Annotated in this window: 15 protein-coding genes; 4 read left to right on the top strand and 11 right to left on the bottom strand. The window is 73.0% G+C overall.

Annotated features, from left to right (window positions below):
- Window positions 1-110: 110 nt before the first annotated feature.
- The 4 genes from ACN28C_RS02670 to ACN28C_RS02685 all read right to left on the bottom strand — a co-directional run bounded on the left by ACN28C_RS02670 (window position 111) and on the right by ACN28C_RS02685 (window position 3,746).
- Complete coding sequence (locus tag ACN28C_RS02670; RefSeq protein ID WP_422772027.1) at window positions 111-1,091, bottom strand: asparaginase; 981 nt, start codon at window positions 1,089-1,091, stop codon at window positions 111-113.
- A 46-nt stretch (window positions 1,092-1,137) separates the two neighbouring features.
- Complete coding sequence (locus tag ACN28C_RS02675; RefSeq protein WP_422772028.1) at window positions 1,138-1,974, bottom strand: 3-keto-5-aminohexanoate cleavage protein; 837 nt, start codon at window positions 1,972-1,974, stop codon at window positions 1,138-1,140.
- A gap of 151 nt (window positions 1,975-2,125) precedes the next feature.
- Window positions 2,126-3,238, bottom strand: a complete 1,113-nt coding sequence (locus ACN28C_RS02680) for a YgfZ/GcvT domain-containing protein (RefSeq protein ID WP_422772029.1) — start codon at window positions 3,236-3,238, stop codon at window positions 2,126-2,128.
- 76 nt (window positions 3,239-3,314) lie between these two features.
- Window positions 3,315-3,746 (bottom strand): Fur family transcriptional regulator, encoded by a 432-nt coding sequence (locus ACN28C_RS02685; protein WP_421496753.1) that lies wholly within the window; start codon window positions 3,744-3,746, stop codon window positions 3,315-3,317.
- Window positions 3,747-3,820: 74 nt separating this feature from the next.
- On the opposite strand from ACN28C_RS02685, the gene ACN28C_RS02690 reads away from it, so the two are divergent.
- Window positions 3,821-4,678: an aminotransferase class IV gene (locus ACN28C_RS02690; protein WP_422772030.1), complete on the top strand. Its 858-nt coding sequence runs from the start codon at window positions 3,821-3,823 to the stop codon at window positions 4,676-4,678.
- Between the two features lie 53 nt (window positions 4,679-4,731).
- Here the strand turns inward: ACN28C_RS02690 and ACN28C_RS02695 are convergent, their stop codons facing one another.
- Entirely contained in the window at window positions 4,732-5,325 is a 594-nt protein-coding gene (locus ACN28C_RS02695) for an FABP family protein (RefSeq protein ID WP_422772031.1), read from the bottom strand.
- Between the two features lie 55 nt (window positions 5,326-5,380).
- Window positions 5,381-5,485 carry a small membrane protein MtfM gene (gene mtfM, locus ACN28C_RS02700; protein ID WP_349337864.1) on the bottom strand — a complete coding sequence of 35 codons (105 nt, stop codon included), beginning with the start codon at window positions 5,483-5,485 and terminating at the stop codon, window positions 5,381-5,383.
- A 25-nt stretch (window positions 5,486-5,510) separates the two neighbouring features.
- On the opposite strand from mtfM, the gene ACN28C_RS02705 reads away from it, so the two are divergent.
- On the top strand, window positions 5,511-5,873 hold the full coding sequence (locus ACN28C_RS02705; RefSeq protein ID WP_422772032.1) for a DsrE family protein: 363 nt from the start codon (window positions 5,511-5,513) through the stop codon (window positions 5,871-5,873).
- A 185-nt stretch (window positions 5,874-6,058) separates the two neighbouring features.
- On the opposite strand, the gene ACN28C_RS02710 is transcribed toward ACN28C_RS02705, so the two are convergent.
- Both ACN28C_RS02710 and ACN28C_RS02715 read right to left on the bottom strand, forming a co-directional pair.
- Window positions 6,059-6,922 carry a hypothetical protein gene (locus ACN28C_RS02710; protein WP_422772033.1) on the bottom strand — a complete coding sequence of 288 codons (864 nt, stop codon included), beginning with the start codon at window positions 6,920-6,922 and terminating at the stop codon, window positions 6,059-6,061.
- Between the two features lie 129 nt (window positions 6,923-7,051).
- Window positions 7,052-7,525 (bottom strand): winged helix-turn-helix domain-containing protein, encoded by a 474-nt coding sequence (locus tag ACN28C_RS02715; RefSeq protein WP_422772034.1) that lies wholly within the window; start codon window positions 7,523-7,525, stop codon window positions 7,052-7,054.
- A 313-nt stretch (window positions 7,526-7,838) separates the two neighbouring features.
- Between ACN28C_RS02715 and ACN28C_RS02720 the strand changes: the two genes are divergently transcribed.
- Complete coding sequence (locus tag ACN28C_RS02720) at window positions 7,839-12,236, top strand: S8 family serine peptidase (RefSeq protein ID WP_422772035.1); 4,398 nt, start codon at window positions 7,839-7,841, stop codon at window positions 12,234-12,236.
- Window positions 12,237-12,314: 78 nt separating this feature from the next.
- Here ACN28C_RS02720 and ACN28C_RS02725 read toward each other — a convergent pair whose 3' ends face one another.
- Both ACN28C_RS02725 and ACN28C_RS02730 read right to left on the bottom strand, forming a co-directional pair.
- Window positions 12,315-15,641 carry an AfsR/SARP family transcriptional regulator gene (locus tag ACN28C_RS02725; protein WP_422772036.1) on the bottom strand — a complete coding sequence of 1,109 codons (3,327 nt, stop codon included), beginning with the start codon at window positions 15,639-15,641 and terminating at the stop codon, window positions 12,315-12,317.
- A 585-nt stretch (window positions 15,642-16,226) separates the two neighbouring features.
- Window positions 16,227-17,048, bottom strand: a complete 822-nt coding sequence (locus ACN28C_RS02730; protein ID WP_422772037.1) for a hypothetical protein — start codon at window positions 17,046-17,048, stop codon at window positions 16,227-16,229.
- Between the two features lie 266 nt (window positions 17,049-17,314).
- Here ACN28C_RS02730 and ACN28C_RS02735 point away from each other — a divergent pair, with 266 nt between their 5' ends.
- Window positions 17,315-18,088, top strand: coding sequence for a hypothetical protein (locus ACN28C_RS02735; RefSeq protein WP_422772038.1), 774 nt, complete (start codon window positions 17,315-17,317; stop codon window positions 18,086-18,088).
- 7 nt (window positions 18,089-18,095) lie between these two features.
- Here the strand turns inward: ACN28C_RS02735 and ACN28C_RS02740 are convergent, their stop codons facing one another.
- A complete protein-coding gene (locus ACN28C_RS02740) occupies window positions 18,096-19,235 on the bottom strand; it encodes a hypothetical protein (protein ID WP_422772039.1) in 1,140 nt (379 codons plus the stop codon).
- Between the last annotated feature and the right edge of the window lie 24 nt (window positions 19,236-19,259).

A 19,259-nucleotide genomic window follows, 5' to 3' on the forward strand; every position in this document is an offset into this window, starting at 1 on the left:
ACGCTTGCCAGAGTTAGCGATAGTTGTGCACGTCTCAGTTCCGACATCCCCGCTCGGCGAGCTGCCCAACGCTCGGCTCGGACAGCCGGCAAGGGCCAGCCCGGCCGGGCTCACCAGCGGGCGCGCACCGAGCCGACGACCTCGCCACCGCCGTGCAGCGGCAGCTCGGCAAGCTCGTCCAGGATCGGAGCGTCCAGCGGGTTGCCGGCGGGCTCCGAGAGCCGGCGTAACGCCGAGACCAGTACCGGCATCCGGCCACGGGACGCGCCGTCGTCGATCTTGACGGCCACCGCCCCGTACCCCGGCACCGCCACCGCGACCACTCCCTCCGCGCCGCTCTTGGCGAGCAGCCCGGGGATCCCGGTCATCAGCCGGGTGTCGTACGCCTCCGCACCGGTGCCGGCGACCAGCTCGGGATGCGCCCGCATCGCCTCGGCGACGGTCCGCGCCGCCGGGCCCGCCGCTGGCGAGACCAGCCGCAGGTACGCCCGGGCCAGCCCGGTCAGCGAGACGGCGAGCACCGGCGCACCGCAGCCGTCGACCCCGACCGCCGAGACCGGCTCGCCGGCGAACTCCTCGACCGTGGCCGCGATCCGCCGCTGGAGCGGGTGCTCGGGGTGCCAGTACCCGTCCACGGGCCAGCCGGCGGCCTGACAGGCGAGCAGCATCCCGACATGCTTGCCGGAGCAGTTCATCCGGAGCCGCGACGGCCCGCCACCGGCCCGGAACAGCGCCTCCCTGGCCTGCTCCGACAGCGGCAGGTCCGGCGGGCAGCGCAGCGTCGACTCCGCCAGCCCGGTACGCCGCAGCAGCGCGCCGACCCGGTCGACGTGCAGGTCCTCGCCGTGGTGGCTGGCACAGACCACGGCCAGGTCGGCACCGCTGCACCGCAGCCCGGCGCCGAGCATCCCGATCGCCTGGAGCGGCTTGTTGGACGATCGCGGAAAGACCGGACCGGTGACGTCGCCCGCCTCGGCCAGCACCGATCCGGCCGCGTCCAGCACCACCGCCGAACCGCGGTGCACGGACTCTACGAAGCCCGACCGGACCGCCTCCACCAGCGGCACACCACCGTCGTAGATCTCGCCCATGGCCGCGGACGGTACCGACCGGGGCGGCCGGCCGGGCCGGCACCCCTCAGCGCTGTGCGACGAGTCCCAACAGCTCCCGCGCCTGCGCCGGGCGCAGCGGCGGACGCTGGGCGAGCTGGGCCAGCCCGACCGCCCGGGCGACCAGTTGCATGTTGGACTCCACCGGGCGCCCCTTGGCGTAGGTGATCGTGTCCTCCATGCCGACCCGCAGGTGCCCACCGGCCGAGACCGAGGCGAGCATCACCGGGATCGTGCTCCGGCCGATGCCGGTCGCCGAGAAGGTCGTCCCGTCGGGCAGATCGCGCAACGCCTGGGCACAGGCGACCAGCGCCCCGGTGCTGCCCGGCATGCCGCCGGGCACCCCCATCACGAAGTCGACGTGCACGTGCCCGCCGGCCGGCAGGCCGTACCGGTCGAGCAGCCGGCGCAGCGTGGTCAGGTGGCCGAGGTCGAAGATCTCGTACTCGGGCACGATGCCCCGGTCCTGCATCCGGGTGTGCAGCTCGACGACGAACTCCCAGCGGTTGAGGAAGACGTCGTCACCGAAGTTGACCGTGCCCATGGTGCATGAAGCCATCTCGGGACCGGCGTCGAGCACCGCCAGCCGGTCCGCCTCCGGATCGGTGACGGCGCCGCCGGTGGAGAGCTGCACGACCAACTCGGTGCCGTCCCGCAGCGCGGCGACGGTCTCCCGCAGCCGGCCCGGGTCGAGGGTCGGCCGGGCCTCGTCGTCGCGGACGTGCACGTGGATCACTGCCGCGCCGAGCGCCTCGCACTCCCTGGCGGTGACCAGCAGCTCGTCGAGGGTGACCGGCAGCGCCGGGACCTCGGCCTTCGCCGACTCGGCCCCGGTCGGCGCGAGCGTGATCAAGGTGCCCGTCATGCCGGGATCCTAACCGAGGCCTCCGGACACCCCCGCCGCCGGCGAAACCCGTGCCACCGGCCGTCCCCTACTGCCACCGACCGTCCGGCCGTCCGCTACTGCCACCGACCGTCCGGCCGCCCACTACTGCCACCGGCCGTCCGGTCGCCCACTACTCGGGGTCGATCGCCGCCGTCGAGTCCTCGACCCGCAGCGCCGCGTCCGCCGGCACCGACCGCTTCAGCACGGCGAGCGCGACCGGCCCCAACTCGTAGTGCCGGACCGCCGTGCCGACGAACCCGACCGTACGGCCGTCGGCGGTCACCGGGGCGCCGACCGCCGGAAGCTGGTCGGTGCTCACCCCGTCGAGGTGCAGCAGCGCGAGCTGGCGCGGCGGGCGCCCCAGGTTGTGCACCCGGGCCACCGTCTCCTGCCCCCGATAGCAGCCCTTGTCCAGGTGCACCGCCGGTGCGACCAGCCCCACCTCGGCCGGGATCGTCCGGTGGTCGGTCTCGAAGCCGACCCGGGGCAGCCGTTGCGCCACCCGCACCGCCTCGTAGGCCCACAGCCCGGCGACCGGCGTGCCGGCGTTGGTCACCGTGCCGGCCACCTCCGGCAGGCTTCCCCGGGGCACCAGCAGGTCGACCCCGAGTCGGACCCGACGCGCCCAGCCTCCGCCCGGCAGCGCGCGTACGTCGTACACCGCGGTGGGTCGGGGTGGCAGGGAGCCGGCGGCGAACTTCGGGCCCGGCACCCCGAGCACGTCCGGTTCGGCCAGGTCGGTGACCCCCAGCACAGCGGCCGCCTCGGTGGCGTGCGGGCCGACCAGGGAGAGCAGCGCCCAGTCGGCGGTCGCGTCGCGCGGATCGACCCGGGTGAAGAAGCGCATCTTGTCGAGATAGGTCAGCAGGCCGGCGGTGTCGGCCGGCTCGGTGTCCAGCCACGTGGTCTCGCCGTCCTCGGCGACCATGGCGTGCTGCTCGACGTGCCCGTGCGGGGAGAGCACCAGCAGCTCGCTGCCCTGCCCGGCGGCGAGCGAGGCGAGGTGCTGGGTCGTCAGGGTGTGCAGCCAGCTCGCCCGCTCGACCCCCGGTACGGCGATCACCCCCCGGTGCGAGCGGTCCACCAGGCCGACGCCGGTGGCGAGCAGCCGCTGCTCCCGGATCGGGTCGCCGTAGTGCGCGGCCACCGGGCGTACGCCGGCCGCAACATGCTCCGGCGCCGGCCGGTCCCGGGTCTCCTCGTCGATCGCCTCGACAGCCACCGCGCCCGCGATGTCGATCATGCCCGCCGCTCCTTGGTCATCCCGCGACTACTCCACTCATGCCCGCCGCTCCTTGGTCATCCCGCGACTGCTCCTCTCATTCCCGCTGCTCCTCGCAGTCGCTCCGGCCGCAGACGCCGAAGAGCGCCACGTGCCCGATGTCGACCTGGAAGCCCCGTTCCGCCGCCAGCTTGTCGCAGAGCGGCTGGAACACCTCCGGATCGACCTCGTCCACCGCCCCGCAGATCCGGCAGACCAGGTGCACGTGGGCGTCCTCACCCGCGGCGTGGTAGGTCGGTGACCCGTGGGACAGGTGCGTATGGGTAACCAATCCGAGGCGTTCGAGTAGTTCCAGTGTCCGGTAGATCGTGGTGATGTTCACTCCGGCGGCGACCTCCCGGACCGCCGAGTGCACCTGCTCGGGCGTGGCGTGCCCGAGTTCGAGCACGGCCTCGAGGATCAACTGTCGCTGCGCCGTCAACCGCAGTCCGCGGGAACGCAGCATCTCCGCAAGTGACGATTCCGACACCGACAAAGCATAGTTCGCCCTCGGCCGTACCTGGGCCACGGCTCAACACCTCCTCCCCGACTACCCTCGGCAGGATGTCGCACCCGGAGATGGTGGTCGTGGTGCTGGGCCGGGGTGTGGTGCCGGCCGGCGAGCCGGTGGTCCGCGCGGACGACCGGGGCGTACTCCGGGGTGACGGCCTCTTCGAGACGATGCACGTCCGCGCCGGCCGCCCCTGGCTGGTCGACGAGCACCTGGCCCGCCTGGCCCGCGCGGCGAACGCGCTGGAGCTGCCGCTACCCGGCACCGCCGCGCTACGCGACCTGCTCGACACCGCCTGCGCCGGCTGGCCGGCCGGGACCGAGGGCGCGCTCCGGCTGGTCTGCACCCGGGGACCGGAGGGCGGCGGGCCGACCGTCTACGCCACCCTCTCCGGCGTGCCGGGCGCGTCCCGCCGAGCCCGCCGGGACGGCATCGCGGTGGCGACCCTGCCGCTCGGGATCGCCGCCGACGCCCGTACCGGCCGGCCGTGGCTACTCGGCGGGCTCAAGACCACGTCGTACGGGCTGAGCGAGGCCGCCCGACGCTGGGCCGCCGCGAACGGCGTCGACGACGCCCTCTGGACCTCGATCGAGGGGTACGCCCTGGAAGGGCCGACCGCCAACCTGGTCTGGCTGACCGGCGGGACGCTGCACACCGTGCCGGCGGACCGGACAGGGATCCTGCCCGGCGTGACCGTCGACTGGCTGCTCCGGCACGCCGGCGACCTGGGCTGGGTGGCGGCCGAGCGCCTGGTCACCCCCGCCGAGCTGCGGGCGGCCGACGGGGTCTGGTTCACCTCGTCCGTACGCGGGATCGCCGAGGTCCGTGCGCTGGACGGCGTACCGCTGCCTGCCTCACCGCACACCACCGCACTGCGCGAGCTGCTCGGCTTCACCTGGGAGGGGGTGTGAGGAGGGGGCCCTTCTACAACAGAAAGCGATAAGAAGGGGCCCTTCCTTGCACGTCAGCCGCCGACGCGGATGAGGCGGGCGGAGAGGTGCGGCGAGAGCGGGTGACCCACCGCCGCCATGTCCTGGGCGTAGAGCAACGCACCCTCGACGATGCCGAAGAGCCGGTGCCCGGCGGTGACCTCCTTCGCCGTCGAGGTGCGCAGCACCGCGTCGGTGACCAGCTCCACCCGGGTGCCGGTGACCTTGCCGAGGTAGAGCTCCGTCACGCCGGTCGGGGTGGTCAGCGTGACCTCCAGTTCGTCGGTGCCCCTGCCCTCGGGATCGAGCACCGCCCGCCACCAGCCGACCTCACGCCCGGCCGGCCGGACCGGCCGGCTCTGCTCGTCGAGGATCCAGGCCCGCGACTCGTAGCGGAGGAACGGCCGACCGTCATGGGTGATCCGGATCTCCTGGGCGTAGTCGAAGTCCTCGATGGTGGGGAAGCCGCCCCGCCCCCGCCCCCGCCACAGCCCGACGTACGGCAGCAGCCCGAGCAGCGCCGGATGCAGGTCCGGCCCCCTGCGCAGGTCGTACGTCTCCTCGTACGGATACGGGTCGACCGGTGGCGCGTTCAGCCAGGGCGGCGGCTCGATCGAGTTGTCGCTCACAGCGTCCCTTCCGTTCGTGACCGCGGGGCTCGCAAACCCGGCCCACTTCTCGCGCTCACCAACGTCCTCTCGAAATTCTCACGGCCAGATAGACCAGGTAACCGGCGAGCGCGCCTAACCCCGCGACCAGCAGGCTGACGAACCCGATCTCGGTAACCATGACGGGTAGATCCTATGCTGGCGGCATGGCTCGTACCCTGGTCGTCAAGGCCACCGCCGGCTCGGATTCTCCGGAGCGCTGCGCACAGGCCTTCACCGTGGCCGCCACGGCGGTCGCCTCCGGCGTCGACGTGTCGCTCTGGCTGACCGGCGAGTCGAGCTGGTTCGCGCTGCCGGGCCGGGCCGAGGAGTTCGAGCTGCCGCACTCCGCGCCGCTGGCCGAGCTACTACACGTGATCCTGAGCAGTGGTCGGGTCACCGTCTGCAGCCAGTGCGCCGCCCGGCGCGAGATCGGCGAGCCGGACGTGCTGTCGGGGGTACGCATCGCCGGGGCGGCGGTCTTCGTCGAGGAGGCGATGGCCGACGGCGCCCAGGCGCTGGTCTACTGACCGGGCGTGACTGGTCGGCGTGGGCCGCCGGCCCGGCCCAGGTTCCGGCCGGGCAGCCGGCCCGGCCCAGGTTCCGGCCGGGCAGCCGGCCCGGCCCAGGTTCCGGCCGGGCAGCCGGCCCGGCCCAGGTTCCGGCCGGGCAGCCGGCCCCCGTCCCGGACAGCCCTGGTCGGGGCATGGTCCGGTCATCCCGGGCAGCTCGTGGTGGTGGCGACCCTGACCCGGCCGTCGCCGCTCTCGACCACCACACTGACCGGGCCGCTGCGGTAGGCGTACAGCTCGGTGGTGTCGGCGATCACGACGGCCCCGGCGGGCCGGGGCAGCAGGGCGCCCGGCGGGCCGGCCGGGCTCCCCCGCCCGATGGCGTACGCCGTCCAGGCCCTGCCCCGTCCCGGACAGCCCGCGGCGACCAGCTCGACCGGGGTCGGTTCGGTCGCACCGAGCGCGCCGAGCACCCGGAGCGGGTCCGGCTCGACCGGCGGCATCGACGGGACGGCGCGGCGGTCCGACCCGCCGGAGACCGGCCGGCAGCCGGTGCTGACGGTCAGCGTCAGCACGCCCGGGCCGGCCTGACCACCCTCGATCGCGACGAACTCTCCCGCGTCGGCCCGCAGGACCTGCGCGCTGCCGTCGGCACTGTGCCGGACCCCGGCCCGGTACGCGGCCGGCAGCCGCTGGGCGATCCGGTCCAACAACGCGGGCAGGTCCGCCTCCGGGGCGCGGACCAGGAGCGTCGCGTCCAGCATCGCGCCCTCGCGCAGCACGGTGAGTTCGCACTCGTCGGGTACCCGCGGCACGAGTTCGACGGCGACGTCCGGCCCGGCCGCGGCGACGAGTTCTCCGAGTGCCCGGTCCACCACCGGTCCGGCCTGCTCGATGCTGCGCTGCTCCCGTACGGTCGGGTCGTCGCGGCGCACGGAGACGAGAGTGAGCACCAGCAGCAGCGCCGCCCAGCCGGCGAGCGCGCCGAGCAGCCAGCGCCGCCGGGGGTTGGCCGGCGGAGGCGCCGGCTGGCCGGGCGGGGGCGGCACCGGGACGTCTGTGCTCACGCCCGCCATGGTGGCACGGCGACCTCGAAGCGTCGGCATCGAGCCGGCGCGGGTGGCATCCGGGTCGACTGTCGGAGACCGGCCGGGGTGCCAGTCGGGCCGACCGCCGGAGACCGGCCCGGACGGTGGTCAGCGGCCGGGGGCGAGGCGGTAGCCGACGCCGCGTACGGTCTGCACCTGCGGCCCGCCCTCGACGGCGCGCAGCTTGCGGCGCAGCCGTTTCACGGCCGAGTGCAGGATGGCGGTGTCACCGAGGTAGGCGCCGCCCCAGACCGAGCCGAAGAGCCGCTCGTAGGTCCAGACCCCGAGCGGGGCGCTGGCCAGCCGGGCCAGCAGCTCCCGTTCGAGCCGGGTCAGTGCCAGCGGCTCGCCGCGCCAGGTGACCAGGTGGCCGCCGGGGTCGACGGAGAGTTCGCCGAGGCTGACCGGACCGGGGTCGGGGTTCGTCCCGTCGCCGGCCGTCGGAAACAGCATTGCCCGCAGCTCGGAGAGGTCCGAACAGATCACGACGGTGCCGAAGTCGTCCAGCCGTCGCACCACGCGTTCCCGGACCGCGACGTCGGTAGAGACGCACACGACCAGCGGGACTTCTCCGTTTGCCACCTCGCTCCACTCCTCCCCCGTTGGCTGCGCGGGCCCTAGCCAAACGGGTTTGACCGGGCGCGTCAACAGCGACGCTAACCGATGTAGGGCAGTAGGCTCACTCCTGACCGAGATACGCCCAGTTACTGCCTAGATACTGGCCGACATCGAGCATTGATCACTACCCCACGGAGCAAGAGCATTACTCCTAGCCCATGTGGGGGGTGCTGTCCGTGAGCGATTGTCGGGCACACGCGTGGTGCTAGCCCGGACATCCGGAGCTGGGCGACCGGCACCGAGACCACTCGGGACGCCGAACAATGGGGGAGGAAGCATGCCGCACCGATCCAGATCGAGCCGGGCCGACCAGCCACGACGCTGGCGGCTGGCGGCCGTGGCCGCCGCCGCGCTGCTCGCCGTCACCGCACAGCCCGCGGTCGCCACCGCAGCCGCACCCGACGCGGAGGTAAGCCGGGAGCTCCTCTCCGAACTCGCCGCCGAGGGCACCACCACCTTCACCGTCTACATGCGAGACCGCGCCGAGCTCAGCGGGGCGGCGAAGCTACCCGACTCCGACGACCGGGCCACCGCGGTCTACCGGGCGCTGACCACGACGGCCGAGCGCAGCCAGCGCGGCCTCCGTACCGAACTGGACAAACGCGGTACGAGCTACCGGTCGTACTGGATCGCCAACGTGCTGCGGGTCGAGGGCGACCGGACCCTGCTCGACGCGATCGCCGCCCGGGACGACGTGCGACGCATCGAGCCCGGTCGTAACTACGAACTGATCGAACCTGAGCCGTTTCGGGCCACGACCGGCGCCGGCACCGACGCGGTCGAGTGGAACATCGGCAACGTCGAGGCGCCCCGGGTCTGGTCCGAATTCGACGTCCGGGGCGAGGGCCTGGTCGTCGCCAACATCGACAGCGGCGTCCAGTTCGACCACCCGGCCCTGCGCGGCTCCTACCGGGGCAACACCGGCAGCGGCTTCGAGCACAACTACAACTGGTTCGACCCGGCCGGGGTCTGCGCCAACCCTGCGCCGTGCGACAACAACGGCCACGGCACGCACACCATGGGCACGATGGTCGGCGACGACGGTGCCGGCAACCAGATCGGCGTGGCACCCGGTGCCCGGTGGATCGCCGCCAAGGGCTGCGAGACCAACAACTGTTCCGACGCCTCGCTGCTCGCCGCCGGCCAGTGGGTGCTCGCCCCGACCGATCTCAACGGGCAGAACCCCCGGCCCGACCTGCGCCCCGACATCGTCAACAACTCGTGGGGCGGCGGCCGCAGCGACGAGTGGTACACGCAGACCGTGACCGCCTGGCGCGCCGCCGGCATCTTCCCCAGCTTCTCCGCCGGCAACGACGGACCGGGCTGCAACACCACCGAGAACCCCGGCGACTACCCGCTGGCGTACGCGGCCGGGTCGTACGACAGCAACAACGTCATCTCCAGCTTCTCCGGCCGGGGGACGTCCAGCATCGACGGTGGGGTGAAGCCGAACATCGCGGCGCCGGGCAGCAACGTCCGGTCCAGCCTGCCCGGCAACGGCTACGGGCTCGGCAGCGGCACCTCGATGGCGGCGCCGCACGTCTCGGCCACCGTCGCACTGATCTGGTCGGCCGCCCCCGCGCTGAAGGGCAACATCGAGGCCACCGAGAGCCTGCTCGACGACACCGCCACCGACGTCGACGCGCTCACCTGCGGCGGCACCCTCGACGACAACAACACCTTCGGGGAGGGGCGGCTCAACGCGTACCAGGCGGTCAGCGCCGCGCCGCGCGGCGACGCCGGCCGGGTCACCGGCACCGTCACCAACGCGGCGACCTCGGAGCCGGTCGCCGGTGTCGAGGTACGCACCGGCACCTTCACCGCCGTCACCGACGCCGACGGGACGTACGCGCTGGTGCTGCCTCCCGGCACGCACGAGCTGACCGCCAGCGCCTACGGCTACACCCCGGAGACCGCCGCCGTGACCGTCGCCCGGGGCGATGTGCTGACCCAGGACTTCGCCCTGAGTCCGGCCCGGATGGTCACCGTCGCCGGCAAGGTCACCGACGGTTCCGGGCACGGCTGGCCGCTCTACGCGAAGATCGAGGTCTCCGGACGCCCCGGCGGCCCCGTCTACACCAACCCGGTGACCGGCGCCTACTCGTTCACCGTCCCCGGTAGCGCCACCTACGGGCTGACCACCACGGTCGTCTATCCCGGCTACCGGCCGGTCAGCACCGAGGTGGCGGTCGGCACCGGCTCGAAGACGCAGAACATCACCGCCACCGTGCTGCCGAGCTGCACCGCCGCCGGCTACCGGGCCGGGATCGGCGAGCCGCTCCTCTCGGAGAGCTTCGACGCCAGCTCGGCGCCGGAGGGCTGGTCGGTGGTGAACCGCACCGACAAGGGCGGCTGGGCCTTCGACGACCCGGCCGGCCGGGGCAACCTCACCGGCGGCACCGGCAACTTCGCCATCATCGACAGTGACGCGCTGGGCAGCGGAAACACCCAGGACACCGACCTGATCACGCCGCCGCTGGACTTCTCGGCGGTCGACGCGCCGCTGCTGCGCTTCAACAGCGACTGGCGGGCGGTGGGGGTCAGCGACACCGCCGACGTCGACGTCTCGACCGACGGTGGCACCACCTGGACCAACGTCTGGCACCAGACCGTCAGCCGGCGCGGTCCCCGGATCGAGGAGATCCCGCTCGACCCGGCCGCCGGTGCGGCGGAGGCCCTGGTGCGGTTCCGCTTCAAGGGCACCTTCGCCTGGTGGTGGGAGGTGGACGACGTCACAGTGGTCAACCGGCTCTGCACGCCGGAGCCGGGCGGACTGGTCGCCGGCTTCACCACCGACGCCAACACCGGCGAACCGCGCAACGGCGTCACCGTGACCAGTGACAACGAGCCGCTGGACAGGGGTGTCTCGGCGGCGACGCCGGACGACCCGAACATCCCGGACGGCTTCTACTGGCTCTTCTCCAGCCTGACCGGCGCGCGGCCGTTCACCGCAAGCCTGTCGCCGTACCGGCCGTTCACCAAGCAGGTGACGGTGGTCGCGGACGGGACCCGGCGTGCCGACTTCGCGCTCCGGGCCGCCCGGCTGGCGGTCAGCCCGACCAACCTGGAGCTGCACCAGCCGTACGGCAGCACCCGGAACGTCACCGTGACGGTGACGAACACCGGCAACGCGCCCGCCACGGTGCAGGCGCTGGAGCGGGCCTCCCGGTTCAGCGAACTCTCCGCCAGGGGCGCGGAGCTGGTGGAACAGAAGATCAAGGGGCTCAGCAAAGGCCGTACCGGCGTCAGGTACGGCGGCGGGGCCGGCACCGTCGGCGCGGCGCCGCTGGTGGACGACGCGTGGGCCCGGGTGGCCAACCTGCCGGCCGCGGTCTACGACAACTCGGCGGTGACGCTGGACGGCAAGGTCTACTCGATCGGTGGCGGTGCCGGCACCGGCACCGAGCGGAAGACCTGGGTGTACGACCCGGCGACCAACGTCTGGACCGCCCTGCCGGACATGCCGTCCGGGCGGTCGAAGCCGGCGGTCGCCGCCCTGAACGGCCGGATCTACGCGGTCGGCGGCTGGGGCGCCGGTGACGCGCCGGTCGACACCGTCGACGTCTTCGACCCGGCCTCCGGCACCTGGAGCACCCTGCCCGGGGTGACGAATCCGGAGCCACGGGCGGCGGCCGCCTTCGCGACCGTCGACGGCAAGCTCTACGTCGTCGGCGGCTGCGGTGACAACGAGTGCGCCGTCGACACGGCGGACGTGACAGTCTTCGACCCGCTCACCCGGACGTTCGGAGTTGTGAACTCCTATCCGCAGGGCTCCTCCTGGATGTCCTGCGGCGGCATCGGCGGCCGGATCTACTGTGCCGGTGGCGTCGGCACGACCGAGTTCAAGAACGGCTACGTCTACGACCCGGGCACCGACCTCTGGAGCCCGCTGCCGGAGATGCCGCTCGACCTCTGGGGCTCGCAGTACGCGGCCGCCGGCGGCATGCTGGTGCTGGCCGGCGGGGTCACCGCCGCCACGACCGTACTGACCAACCGGACCATCGCGTACGACCCGGCGACCGGGGCATGGCTGAACCTGCCGAACGCGCAGTTCGCCCGCTATCGGGGCGCTGGCGTCTGCGGCGCGTACAAGGTCGGTGGTTCGCCGAGTTCGTTCGTGGGTTCGGCCGACAGCGAGCGGCTGGGCGGGCTCGAGTCCTGCCTGGAGGCGGGCGACGCCTCCTGGCTGAGCAGCACGCCGGCCAGCTTCACCCTGGCACCCGGTGCGTCCCGGAGCGTCACGGTCACCCTGACCGCCACGGCGGCAGCCGGGGTCGCGCAGCCCGGCACCTACACCGCCGACCTCGGCCTGGTGACGGAGAGCCCGTATCCGTTGCCGGTGGTCGGGGTGGAGATGAACGTCTCCCCGCCGGGTAGCTGGGGCAAGGTGCAGGGGACGGTCATCGGCCGGACCTGCGGCGGTGCCGAGCTGCGACTGCCGGCGACGGTCCGGGTCAACCGGCTCGGCGACCCGGCAACCGGATACACCCTCTCGGCGAACGAGAAGGGACTGTATTCCTGGTGGCTGCCGAAGGGCCGGTACGACGTGATCGTCGCGAAGGACGGCTGGGTGCCGCAGGTGAAGCAGCAGCGGATACAGCCCAGCCTGGTGAGTACGCTCGACTACGTGCTGGACCCGGTGGCCCCGTGTCCGGCCCGGCTCGGCGGGATCTGATCGACCGGTCTGCCGGGTGACGACCGGCGGGAAGTGAAGACCAACCGCGCCCGCCGCCCCGCGAGGGGCGGCGGGCGCTCACCGTGCGGCTCGGCCGGACCGCCGACCGGATGAGCGCATCCGATCCTCCTGGCGGGGTGCGCCCGACGGGACGACTCGGCCGGTCGGCCGGAGGTCGTCGCGAACGGGCGATCGTGCCGGGTCGTCGGGAGGCGGTTGCTCCGGCCTGAGACCGGGCGGCGCGGAGAGCTGTTCGGCGATCTCGTGCGCCCAGACCTCGGCGCCGATCCGGACAGCCACCCTCAGCGCCCGCGACCAGGCCCGCGCCGCAGCCTCGGCATCGCCGAGCCGGTCACAGGCGCGGGCCAGGTCCATCAGCGCGGTGACGTGCCAGCTCGGATGGACCTCCAGGGTGTCGACCACCGCCTCGATCTCGCTGCGCGCGGGACCGGGCTCGCCGGCCGCCAACCGCCACCGGCCGTGCACCGACCGGGCGTAGGCGGCGTAGAGCGGCACGTCGAGCCGGCGGGCACGGTCCAGCGCGGTGTCGAGAAACCCGGCGGCCTCGACGAGCCGCAGGTGATCGGTGAGCATCGCGGCCAACTCGCTGAGCACGACCACCTCGCCGACGTGGTCCCGGTGCGACCGGACCAGGTCGAGACTTTCCAGATATGCCGTCCGGGCCGGCTCGATGTCGCCCCGGCTCCCGTGCCAGGCGGCCAGGCCGCGCAACCCCAGGGCCAACGGCCGGGTGGCCGCGACGGCACGGAGCAGCGCGACACTGCGGATCAGCGTGTCACCGGCGGCGGGATCACCCTGCTGGAGTTGCAGCATCCCGAGCCGGGCGAGCTTGGTGCCGGTCGACGCGGCGTCGCCGGCCTCGGTGTAGAGGTCGATCGCCCGGATCAGCGCCGTCCGCGACTCGGCGAAGTTGCCCAGCGCCTCCTGGATCTGGTGCTCCACGCCGGAAATCTCGGCGCGCAGCCACGGCTCCGCCACCCCGTCGCCGGCTCCCCGAATGTGGTCGAGCGCCGGTTCCAGATCACCGCGCATCAGCACGGCGAAGGCGACGCAGAGCCGCATCCGGGCGATTCCCTCGGGATCGCCCCGGCGCCGGGCGGCGGCCAGCCCGATCCGGGTGACCCGGCTGAGGTCGTCCAGGCGTACGTCGAGTTGCAGGAAGTAGTCGCAGTTCCAGGTCAGCGCCCAGGCGTAGTCCGCGAGTGCGTGCTCGGCCGCGGCCCGCTCGATCATCGTCAGCAGCGCCGTCGCCTCGGCGGTGAACCACGCGTGCGGGTCGCGCCGGTGCGCGTCGGTCGGCGCCGGCAACCGGGGCAGGTCGGGGGCGAGTGGCGGCTGTTCCTCCTGGCTGAGGCGTACCCGGGCCTCCTCGGTCAGGCTCAGCCAGCTGGCGAGGACCCTGCGTAGCAGTCCCTCACGCCCGTCCGCCGGCTCCTCCGCGTCGGCGCGTTCCCGGGCGAAGGCCCGGACCAGGTCGTGCACGTGGTAGCGGAGCTGGCCCGCGCCGTCCGGCCCGGTCACCTCCAGCAGGCTCGCCTCGACCAGGCCGCCGACCACCTCGTCGGCGGCGGTGGCCGGCTCCTCGGGCAACAGCACCGGCACCAGCCAGCCGGGGGCGTCGTCGAGGTCCAGCACCGCGAGCCGGCGCAGCACCCGCCGGGCGGCAACGTCGAGCCCGACGTACGCCGACTGGAAGGCGGCCCGGACGCTGCGGTCGGCCCGGGTGAGGTGGTCGAGCCGGTGGGTGGCCTCGGCGAGCTGCTCGGCGGCCTGGCCGAGCGTGTCCAGACTGCGCACCGCGAGCCGCGCCGCGAAGATCCGCACGGCGAGCGGCAGCAGGCCGCAGTGCCGGACGATCCGCGCCGCCGAGTCCGGCTCGGCACTGACCCGGTCGGCGCCGACGATGCCGGCGAGCAGCCGTACCGCCTCGGGCTCGGGCATCGGCCGCAGCCGGAGCTGGTGCGCACCGTCGAGGTCGACCAGCGCGCGCCTGCCGGTGACCAGGACGACCGCCTCGATCCCGGGCAGCAGGGGGCGGACCTGTGCGGCGCTTCCGGCGTTGTCGAGCACCAGCAGGCAGGGCTGGCCGGCGACCGCCGCGCGGAACCGCGCGGCGCGCTCGTCCAGGTCGGCCGGCAGGTCGTCACCGGGTACGCCGAGTGCCCGGAGAAACCGCCCGAGCACCTCCACCGGGGTGAGCGGGTGCTCGTGCCCGGCGAGGTCGACGTAGAGCTGTGCGCCGGGATACCGGGGGCCGAGCCGGTGTGCGATCCGTACGGCGAGCGAGGTCTTGCCCACTCCCGGCAAACCACTGATCATCACGACGGTGACCTTCGGCTCCGCCGGCAGCCAGTTGAGGACCGCCGTCACCTCCGGCTCCCGGCCGACGAAGTCGGACACCTCGGCGGGGAGCATCCGGGCCGGCGGAGCCGCGGCATCCACCGGATCGTCACCGGCCGTATCCACCTGCGGCGGCTGCGACTCGGACTCGGCCGCCGTGCGCGACTGCGGACCGGCCGCCGTGCGCGACTCCGACTCGGCCGGCGTGCGCGGCTGCGGACCGGCCGGCGTGCGCGGCCGTGCTCCGGAGGCTGTCGGGCCGCCCGGCGGTCGGGCAGCCCCGGACCGCAGACTCGGATCGTTGCGCAGGATCAGGTCGCGCAGCTCGACGAGTTCGGCCGACGGATCGACGCCGAGTTCGTCGGCGAGCCGGGTGCGTAGCTGGTCGAAGCGCTCCAGCGCCTCCCGCTGCCGGTTGGCGAGATAGAGCGCCCGGATCAGCCGGCCCACCAGCGGTTCGCGCCAGGGGTACGCGTCCACGAGCTCGTGCAGCTTGCCGATGACCAGGTCGTACCGGCCGAGGTCGAGTTCGAGGTCGATGCAGTAACCGACCACAGCCATCCGGCGTTCTTCGAGGCGCTGGGCCGCGGCGGCCAGCACCGGGGTGCGGAGCCCGTCCAGCGCCGGCCCGCGCCACAGCGTGAGCGCGGCGGCGAACCACTCGACCGCCTCGGCCAACTCGCCGCGCCGCGCGTGGTCCTCCGCCTCCGCGACCCGGCGTTCGAAGACGTCGAGGTCGAGCTGGCCCGACGCCAGCCGCAGCAGGTAGCCGGAGCCACGGGTCTCGATCGTGTCCTCCGGTACGCCGACGCCGCGCAACAGCCGCCGCATCTCCGCCACCCGGTTGCGTACCTGCACATTGGCACTTGCCGGCGGGCTCTCGCCCCAGGTGGCGTCGACGAGCCGGGAGACCGGCACGAGGCGGTCGGGTTCCAGCAGCATGGCGGCCAGGATGGCCTGGCTGCGCGGGCCGGCGAGTCGTACCGGGCGGTCGTCCACCCGGACCTCGACGGGCCCGAGCAGCCGAAACGTCACAGCTCGCACGCCGCTCCCCCGCATGGTGTGCTACCGATCGACGCAACCGTGGTCGACCCGAACCATACTGCCCGGTTTGGACAGACGGTACGCAAATAGCGGGCTGTCCGAGGAGCCGTCAACCGGTCAGCGGAGGGCGGACCGCGTCGCGAGCGGCCGGAGCGGAGGTGGTCCGGCGCGGCGGCCTGCGGAAGACGTACCGCGAGACGGTGGCAATCCGCATGCGGCACGGCATCCGGCGGCCCACGGCACAGCATCCGGCGGCCGGAGTAAGGTTCCGGCCGCCGGATGCTGTCGTGTCGGTAGATCTCCGCTCTGACCGGTGCACTCCGGCAGCCGCCGCTGGCCCGCGCTCGCGGCGGCCGGAGTACCCCCGTGAAACCGACCGGTCAGCCGGGTACGTCGCGCTGCGACGGTGTCTCTACCCACACCCCCTCAGGGCACTCGCCCCCGGTGGCCGGGGTGCCTGATCCGTGCCCCGGCCGGGCGCTTGATCGAGACCCTGCCGGCAGCCGTCACGTACGCGTCATATGTCGATCATTGAATGATCACGGCGCCGGGCGGCCGCGTCGCCCCGGGGCCGGCCTGGCTGGGCTACGCCCGGAGCTGGCTGAGCGCGGCCCTGGCAACCGACGCCGCGGAACGCTGCTTGGACTGCTCGATGAGGGTCGGCCAGTTCGCATAGTTGACCGGGGCGCCCCAGTGCCAGAGCCCCAACTCGTAGACGCCGGAGGCGCCGACGCTCGTCTCCTCCCACGGGTTGCCCGGCTCCCGGCTGGGTGCGCAGGAGTACCAGGCGTACACCCAGGAGGGGTCGGGATTGGACTGCCAGTACTCCTCGGGCACGTTGGGGACGGCGGTGCAGTACGGCGTGAACCGCTGCTCGATCCGCTCGAAGGCCGCGATCAGCAGGTTCTTCAGCTCGGTGGTGCTGAATCTGGCCTGGGCGCGGGCGACCAGCGCGATCGGGCCGACCGTGCCCAGCGCGATGCCGAGCTGGTTCTTGGCGCTGACGGTGGAGACCGCGCTCCAGAGGCTGTTGATCAGGGTGACACAGGAGGTGACGTCCTGCGCCCACCGCTGTTTCAGGCTGAGCGAGAACTCCTCGATGTCAGCGAACTCGAGCAGGTGGTGCTCGGCGCAGGCCCGCGCCTCGGCGGTGGCGAGCCCGTCCAGGTGGGCGATGATCGTGTTCCGGGTGTTGCCGATCTCGACGATGATCCGGCTGGTCGCCTCCTCGATCGTCATCCCGCCGTCCTCGGAACTGTTGAAGTACGAGTACGCCTGCAACGCGAACTGGGCGACGGCGATGATCGTGGCCGGATCCGTCGCCTGGGCCGGCCGGGCGGCACCCGGCACCACGACCGCGGTCGCCAGCACCGCGGCGGTGACGGTCTTCAGCAACCTTCGTCTCATTGCGCCTCCAGGAGAGCCGGGCCGGCCACGGGCACCAGCCACCCGGGTAGGTACGCCGACCACCGGGAGAGGCGGACCTGCGTGAGGTGGGACGACGGGCGCCGACCGGCACTGATGGACGCCGATCGGCGTCAGGCGCACGGTATTGAGCAGGTCTGGAAAGCTACTGGACGCCGACTGGATCGCCCCGGTGATCCAGTCGGCGTCCAGTGGAGGTCCAGTCGACTCCGGCAGCCTGCCAGCACCAGGGTGAGAGGAGACTCCGGATGAAAGCCAGACTGCTGCGCGGGTTCGCCGCGGCGGCGCTGACGCTCACGCTCGTGCTCTCGGGCGCCGCCCAGCCGGCGCACGCCACCGATCCCGACGGGCCCAACGACTCGCTGATCGACATGGTCGACTTCGCCCTCAGCCTGTTGTCCCGGGTGGGTGACGGCGGCGTCTCCCCGGCCGAACTGGCCGCGATGACGCAGGACGTGATCAACGCGCTCAACGAGGCGGAGTCGGCGGTGATCGCGCACCTCGACGCCATCGCCGTGGCCGACATCCGTGACGACGCCACCGCCGCCGTCATCGAGTTCGACGACATCAACAACTTCGCCGAGGAAACGCTGGAGGACTGGGCCCAGGAGGTCACCCACGACGCCATCCGGGCCAGCACCTACCTGGACGCGCTCTCCGGCAAGGGGGCGATCGACGACGTCGGGTACGCCGTCGTCACGCTCTACCCGATCGCCCTGGTCGCCCGCGCGCGGGCCGGCTTCGGCACCGCCAACCTGCGCACCAACTACCGCGCCGCGCTGCAGAAGCTCATCGACAAGCTCGCACCGAGCTGCCACTACCATCACCCCGAGCCGAACGCGGTGCCGCTGATCCGGGCCTACACCTGCACCGTCTACGGCAACCACACCGCGACCCAGTTGGAGCAGTACTGGCTCGGCGAATGGCAGCTGGGTCCGATCGACCCCGCCGCCGTCGAGGCCGCGTCGTACGCGAACACGAGCCGGCGGGTGGCGATCGAGGCCCTGCGAAACCTGCCGTGACAGCACCTCACCGGTTCCTGGACGCCATCTCTTCGACGGCCCGCGCAAGCGCGGGCCGGAGCTGGGTGACCTCGTCGTACCAGCCCTGCCCGGTCGGGATGGAAAGGCGGTCCCGCAGCCTGAGGTAGGCGCCTGCGGCCGTCCGCTGACGGTACGCCCGCAGCAGCTCGGCCTGGCGCTGGAGAACCCGGGCGATCTCCACCGACATGTCGACCTGCCAGCCGTAGCCCCTTTCGCCGAGGCTCGCGTACCCCTCGGCGGCGCTCTGCAACGCGAGCAGCGCCTCGACCGCATCGGCGACGGCCGCCGACATGGTGCCGCCAGCCGGGCCGGCGCCGCCACCCGGGCCGGTGGCGGCGGCCGGGCCGGTGGCGGCGGCCGGGCCGGTGGCGGCGGCCGGTGCGAGTCGTGCGGCCAGCAGGAGCGCGTTCAGGCAGTAGCGTTCCATCGTCGGGGTGCTGAGCCACACCAGGCTCCGGTCGAGCCGCCACTGCCACAGCCATCCGCCGGGCTGGGCATGCGGCCTGCTCAGCTCGACGGACTCGCGCCGCGCTGCCACGACCAGGTCCGGTGACGTCCCGGTGGCCTCCATGATGTCGGCATACCGGGCCAGGGCGCGGGCGAACCTGAGCTGGTTCATGCCCCCGTCGTCCGCCTCACTGTCGCCCGCGCCGTGCCGCCGGTAGTCCGCAATGGACAGCTCTGCCTGTCGGGTGGCTGCCGCCACGTCACCGGCCATGGCGAGCAGCTCGCCCAGCATCAGGCGGACCTCCGCCGGCCGCAGCAGATACTCCGCCTCCGGTGCTCTGGCCAGTTCTTCGAAGAGGGCCAGCGCCCGGGAGGCGTCCGCGATTCCGCCCCGGAGCAGATCGGCCGCCTGCTCCGTGCCCTCCATCCGCCTGGCCTGCATCCACGTCGACTGGATCTCGGCGCGGTTGCGGAGGTCGTCGGCGAAGACCTCGATGACCTCGCGGTTGCCCCGGCCGCGCCGGTACAGCTTTTCCCGCACGCCGATTCCCCGGTTCGCCACCTCCAGCGCGAGGCTGTACTGATGGTCGAGCAGGAGCCGGGCGGCCTGCTCGCCGTAGTGGTTGCTCTCCCGGGCCAGCTCCAGCCGCCGCTTCCGGGAGAACGGCAGGTGGGGCATCGGCATCCTCCGTCCAGGCGCGGG

It is taken from the genome of Plantactinospora sp. WMMC1484, assembly GCF_049315195.1.
GTDB lineage: Bacteria > Actinomycetota > Actinomycetes > Mycobacteriales > Micromonosporaceae > Plantactinospora.

What these genes read in the sequence shown, in the direction of transcription:
- ACN28C_RS02670 (WP_422772027.1), bottom strand. Translation starts at nt 1,091, where the DNA reads ATGGGCGAGATCTACGACGGTGGTGTGCCGCTGGTGGAGGCGGTCCGG.
- ACN28C_RS02705 (WP_422772032.1), top strand. Translation starts at nt 5,511, where the DNA reads ATGGCTCGTACCCTGGTCGTCAAGGCCACCGCCGGCTCGGATTCTCCG.
- ACN28C_RS02675 (WP_422772028.1), bottom strand. Translation starts at nt 1,974, where the DNA reads ATGACGGGCACCTTGATCACGCTCGCGCCGACCGGGGCCGAGTCGGCG.
- ACN28C_RS02720 (WP_422772035.1), top strand. Translation starts at nt 7,839, where the DNA reads ATGCCGCACCGATCCAGATCGAGCCGGGCCGACCAGCCACGACGCTGG.
- mtfM (WP_349337864.1), bottom strand. Translation starts at nt 5,485, where the DNA reads ATGGTTACCGAGATCGGGTTCGTCAGCCTGCTGGTCGCGGGGTTAGGC.
- ACN28C_RS02690 (WP_422772030.1), top strand. Translation starts at nt 3,821, where the DNA reads ATGTCGCACCCGGAGATGGTGGTCGTGGTGCTGGGCCGGGGTGTGGTG.
- ACN28C_RS02740 (WP_422772039.1), bottom strand. Translation starts at nt 19,235, where the DNA reads ATGCCCCACCTGCCGTTCTCCCGGAAGCGGCGGCTGGAGCTGGCCCGG.
- ACN28C_RS02730 (WP_422772037.1), bottom strand. Translation starts at nt 17,048, where the DNA reads ATGAGACGAAGGTTGCTGAAGACCGTCACCGCCGCGGTGCTGGCGACC.
- ACN28C_RS02735 (WP_422772038.1), top strand. Translation starts at nt 17,315, where the DNA reads ATGAAAGCCAGACTGCTGCGCGGGTTCGCCGCGGCGGCGCTGACGCTC.
- ACN28C_RS02680 (WP_422772029.1), bottom strand. Translation starts at nt 3,238, where the DNA reads ATGATCGACATCGCGGGCGCGGTGGCTGTCGAGGCGATCGACGAGGAG.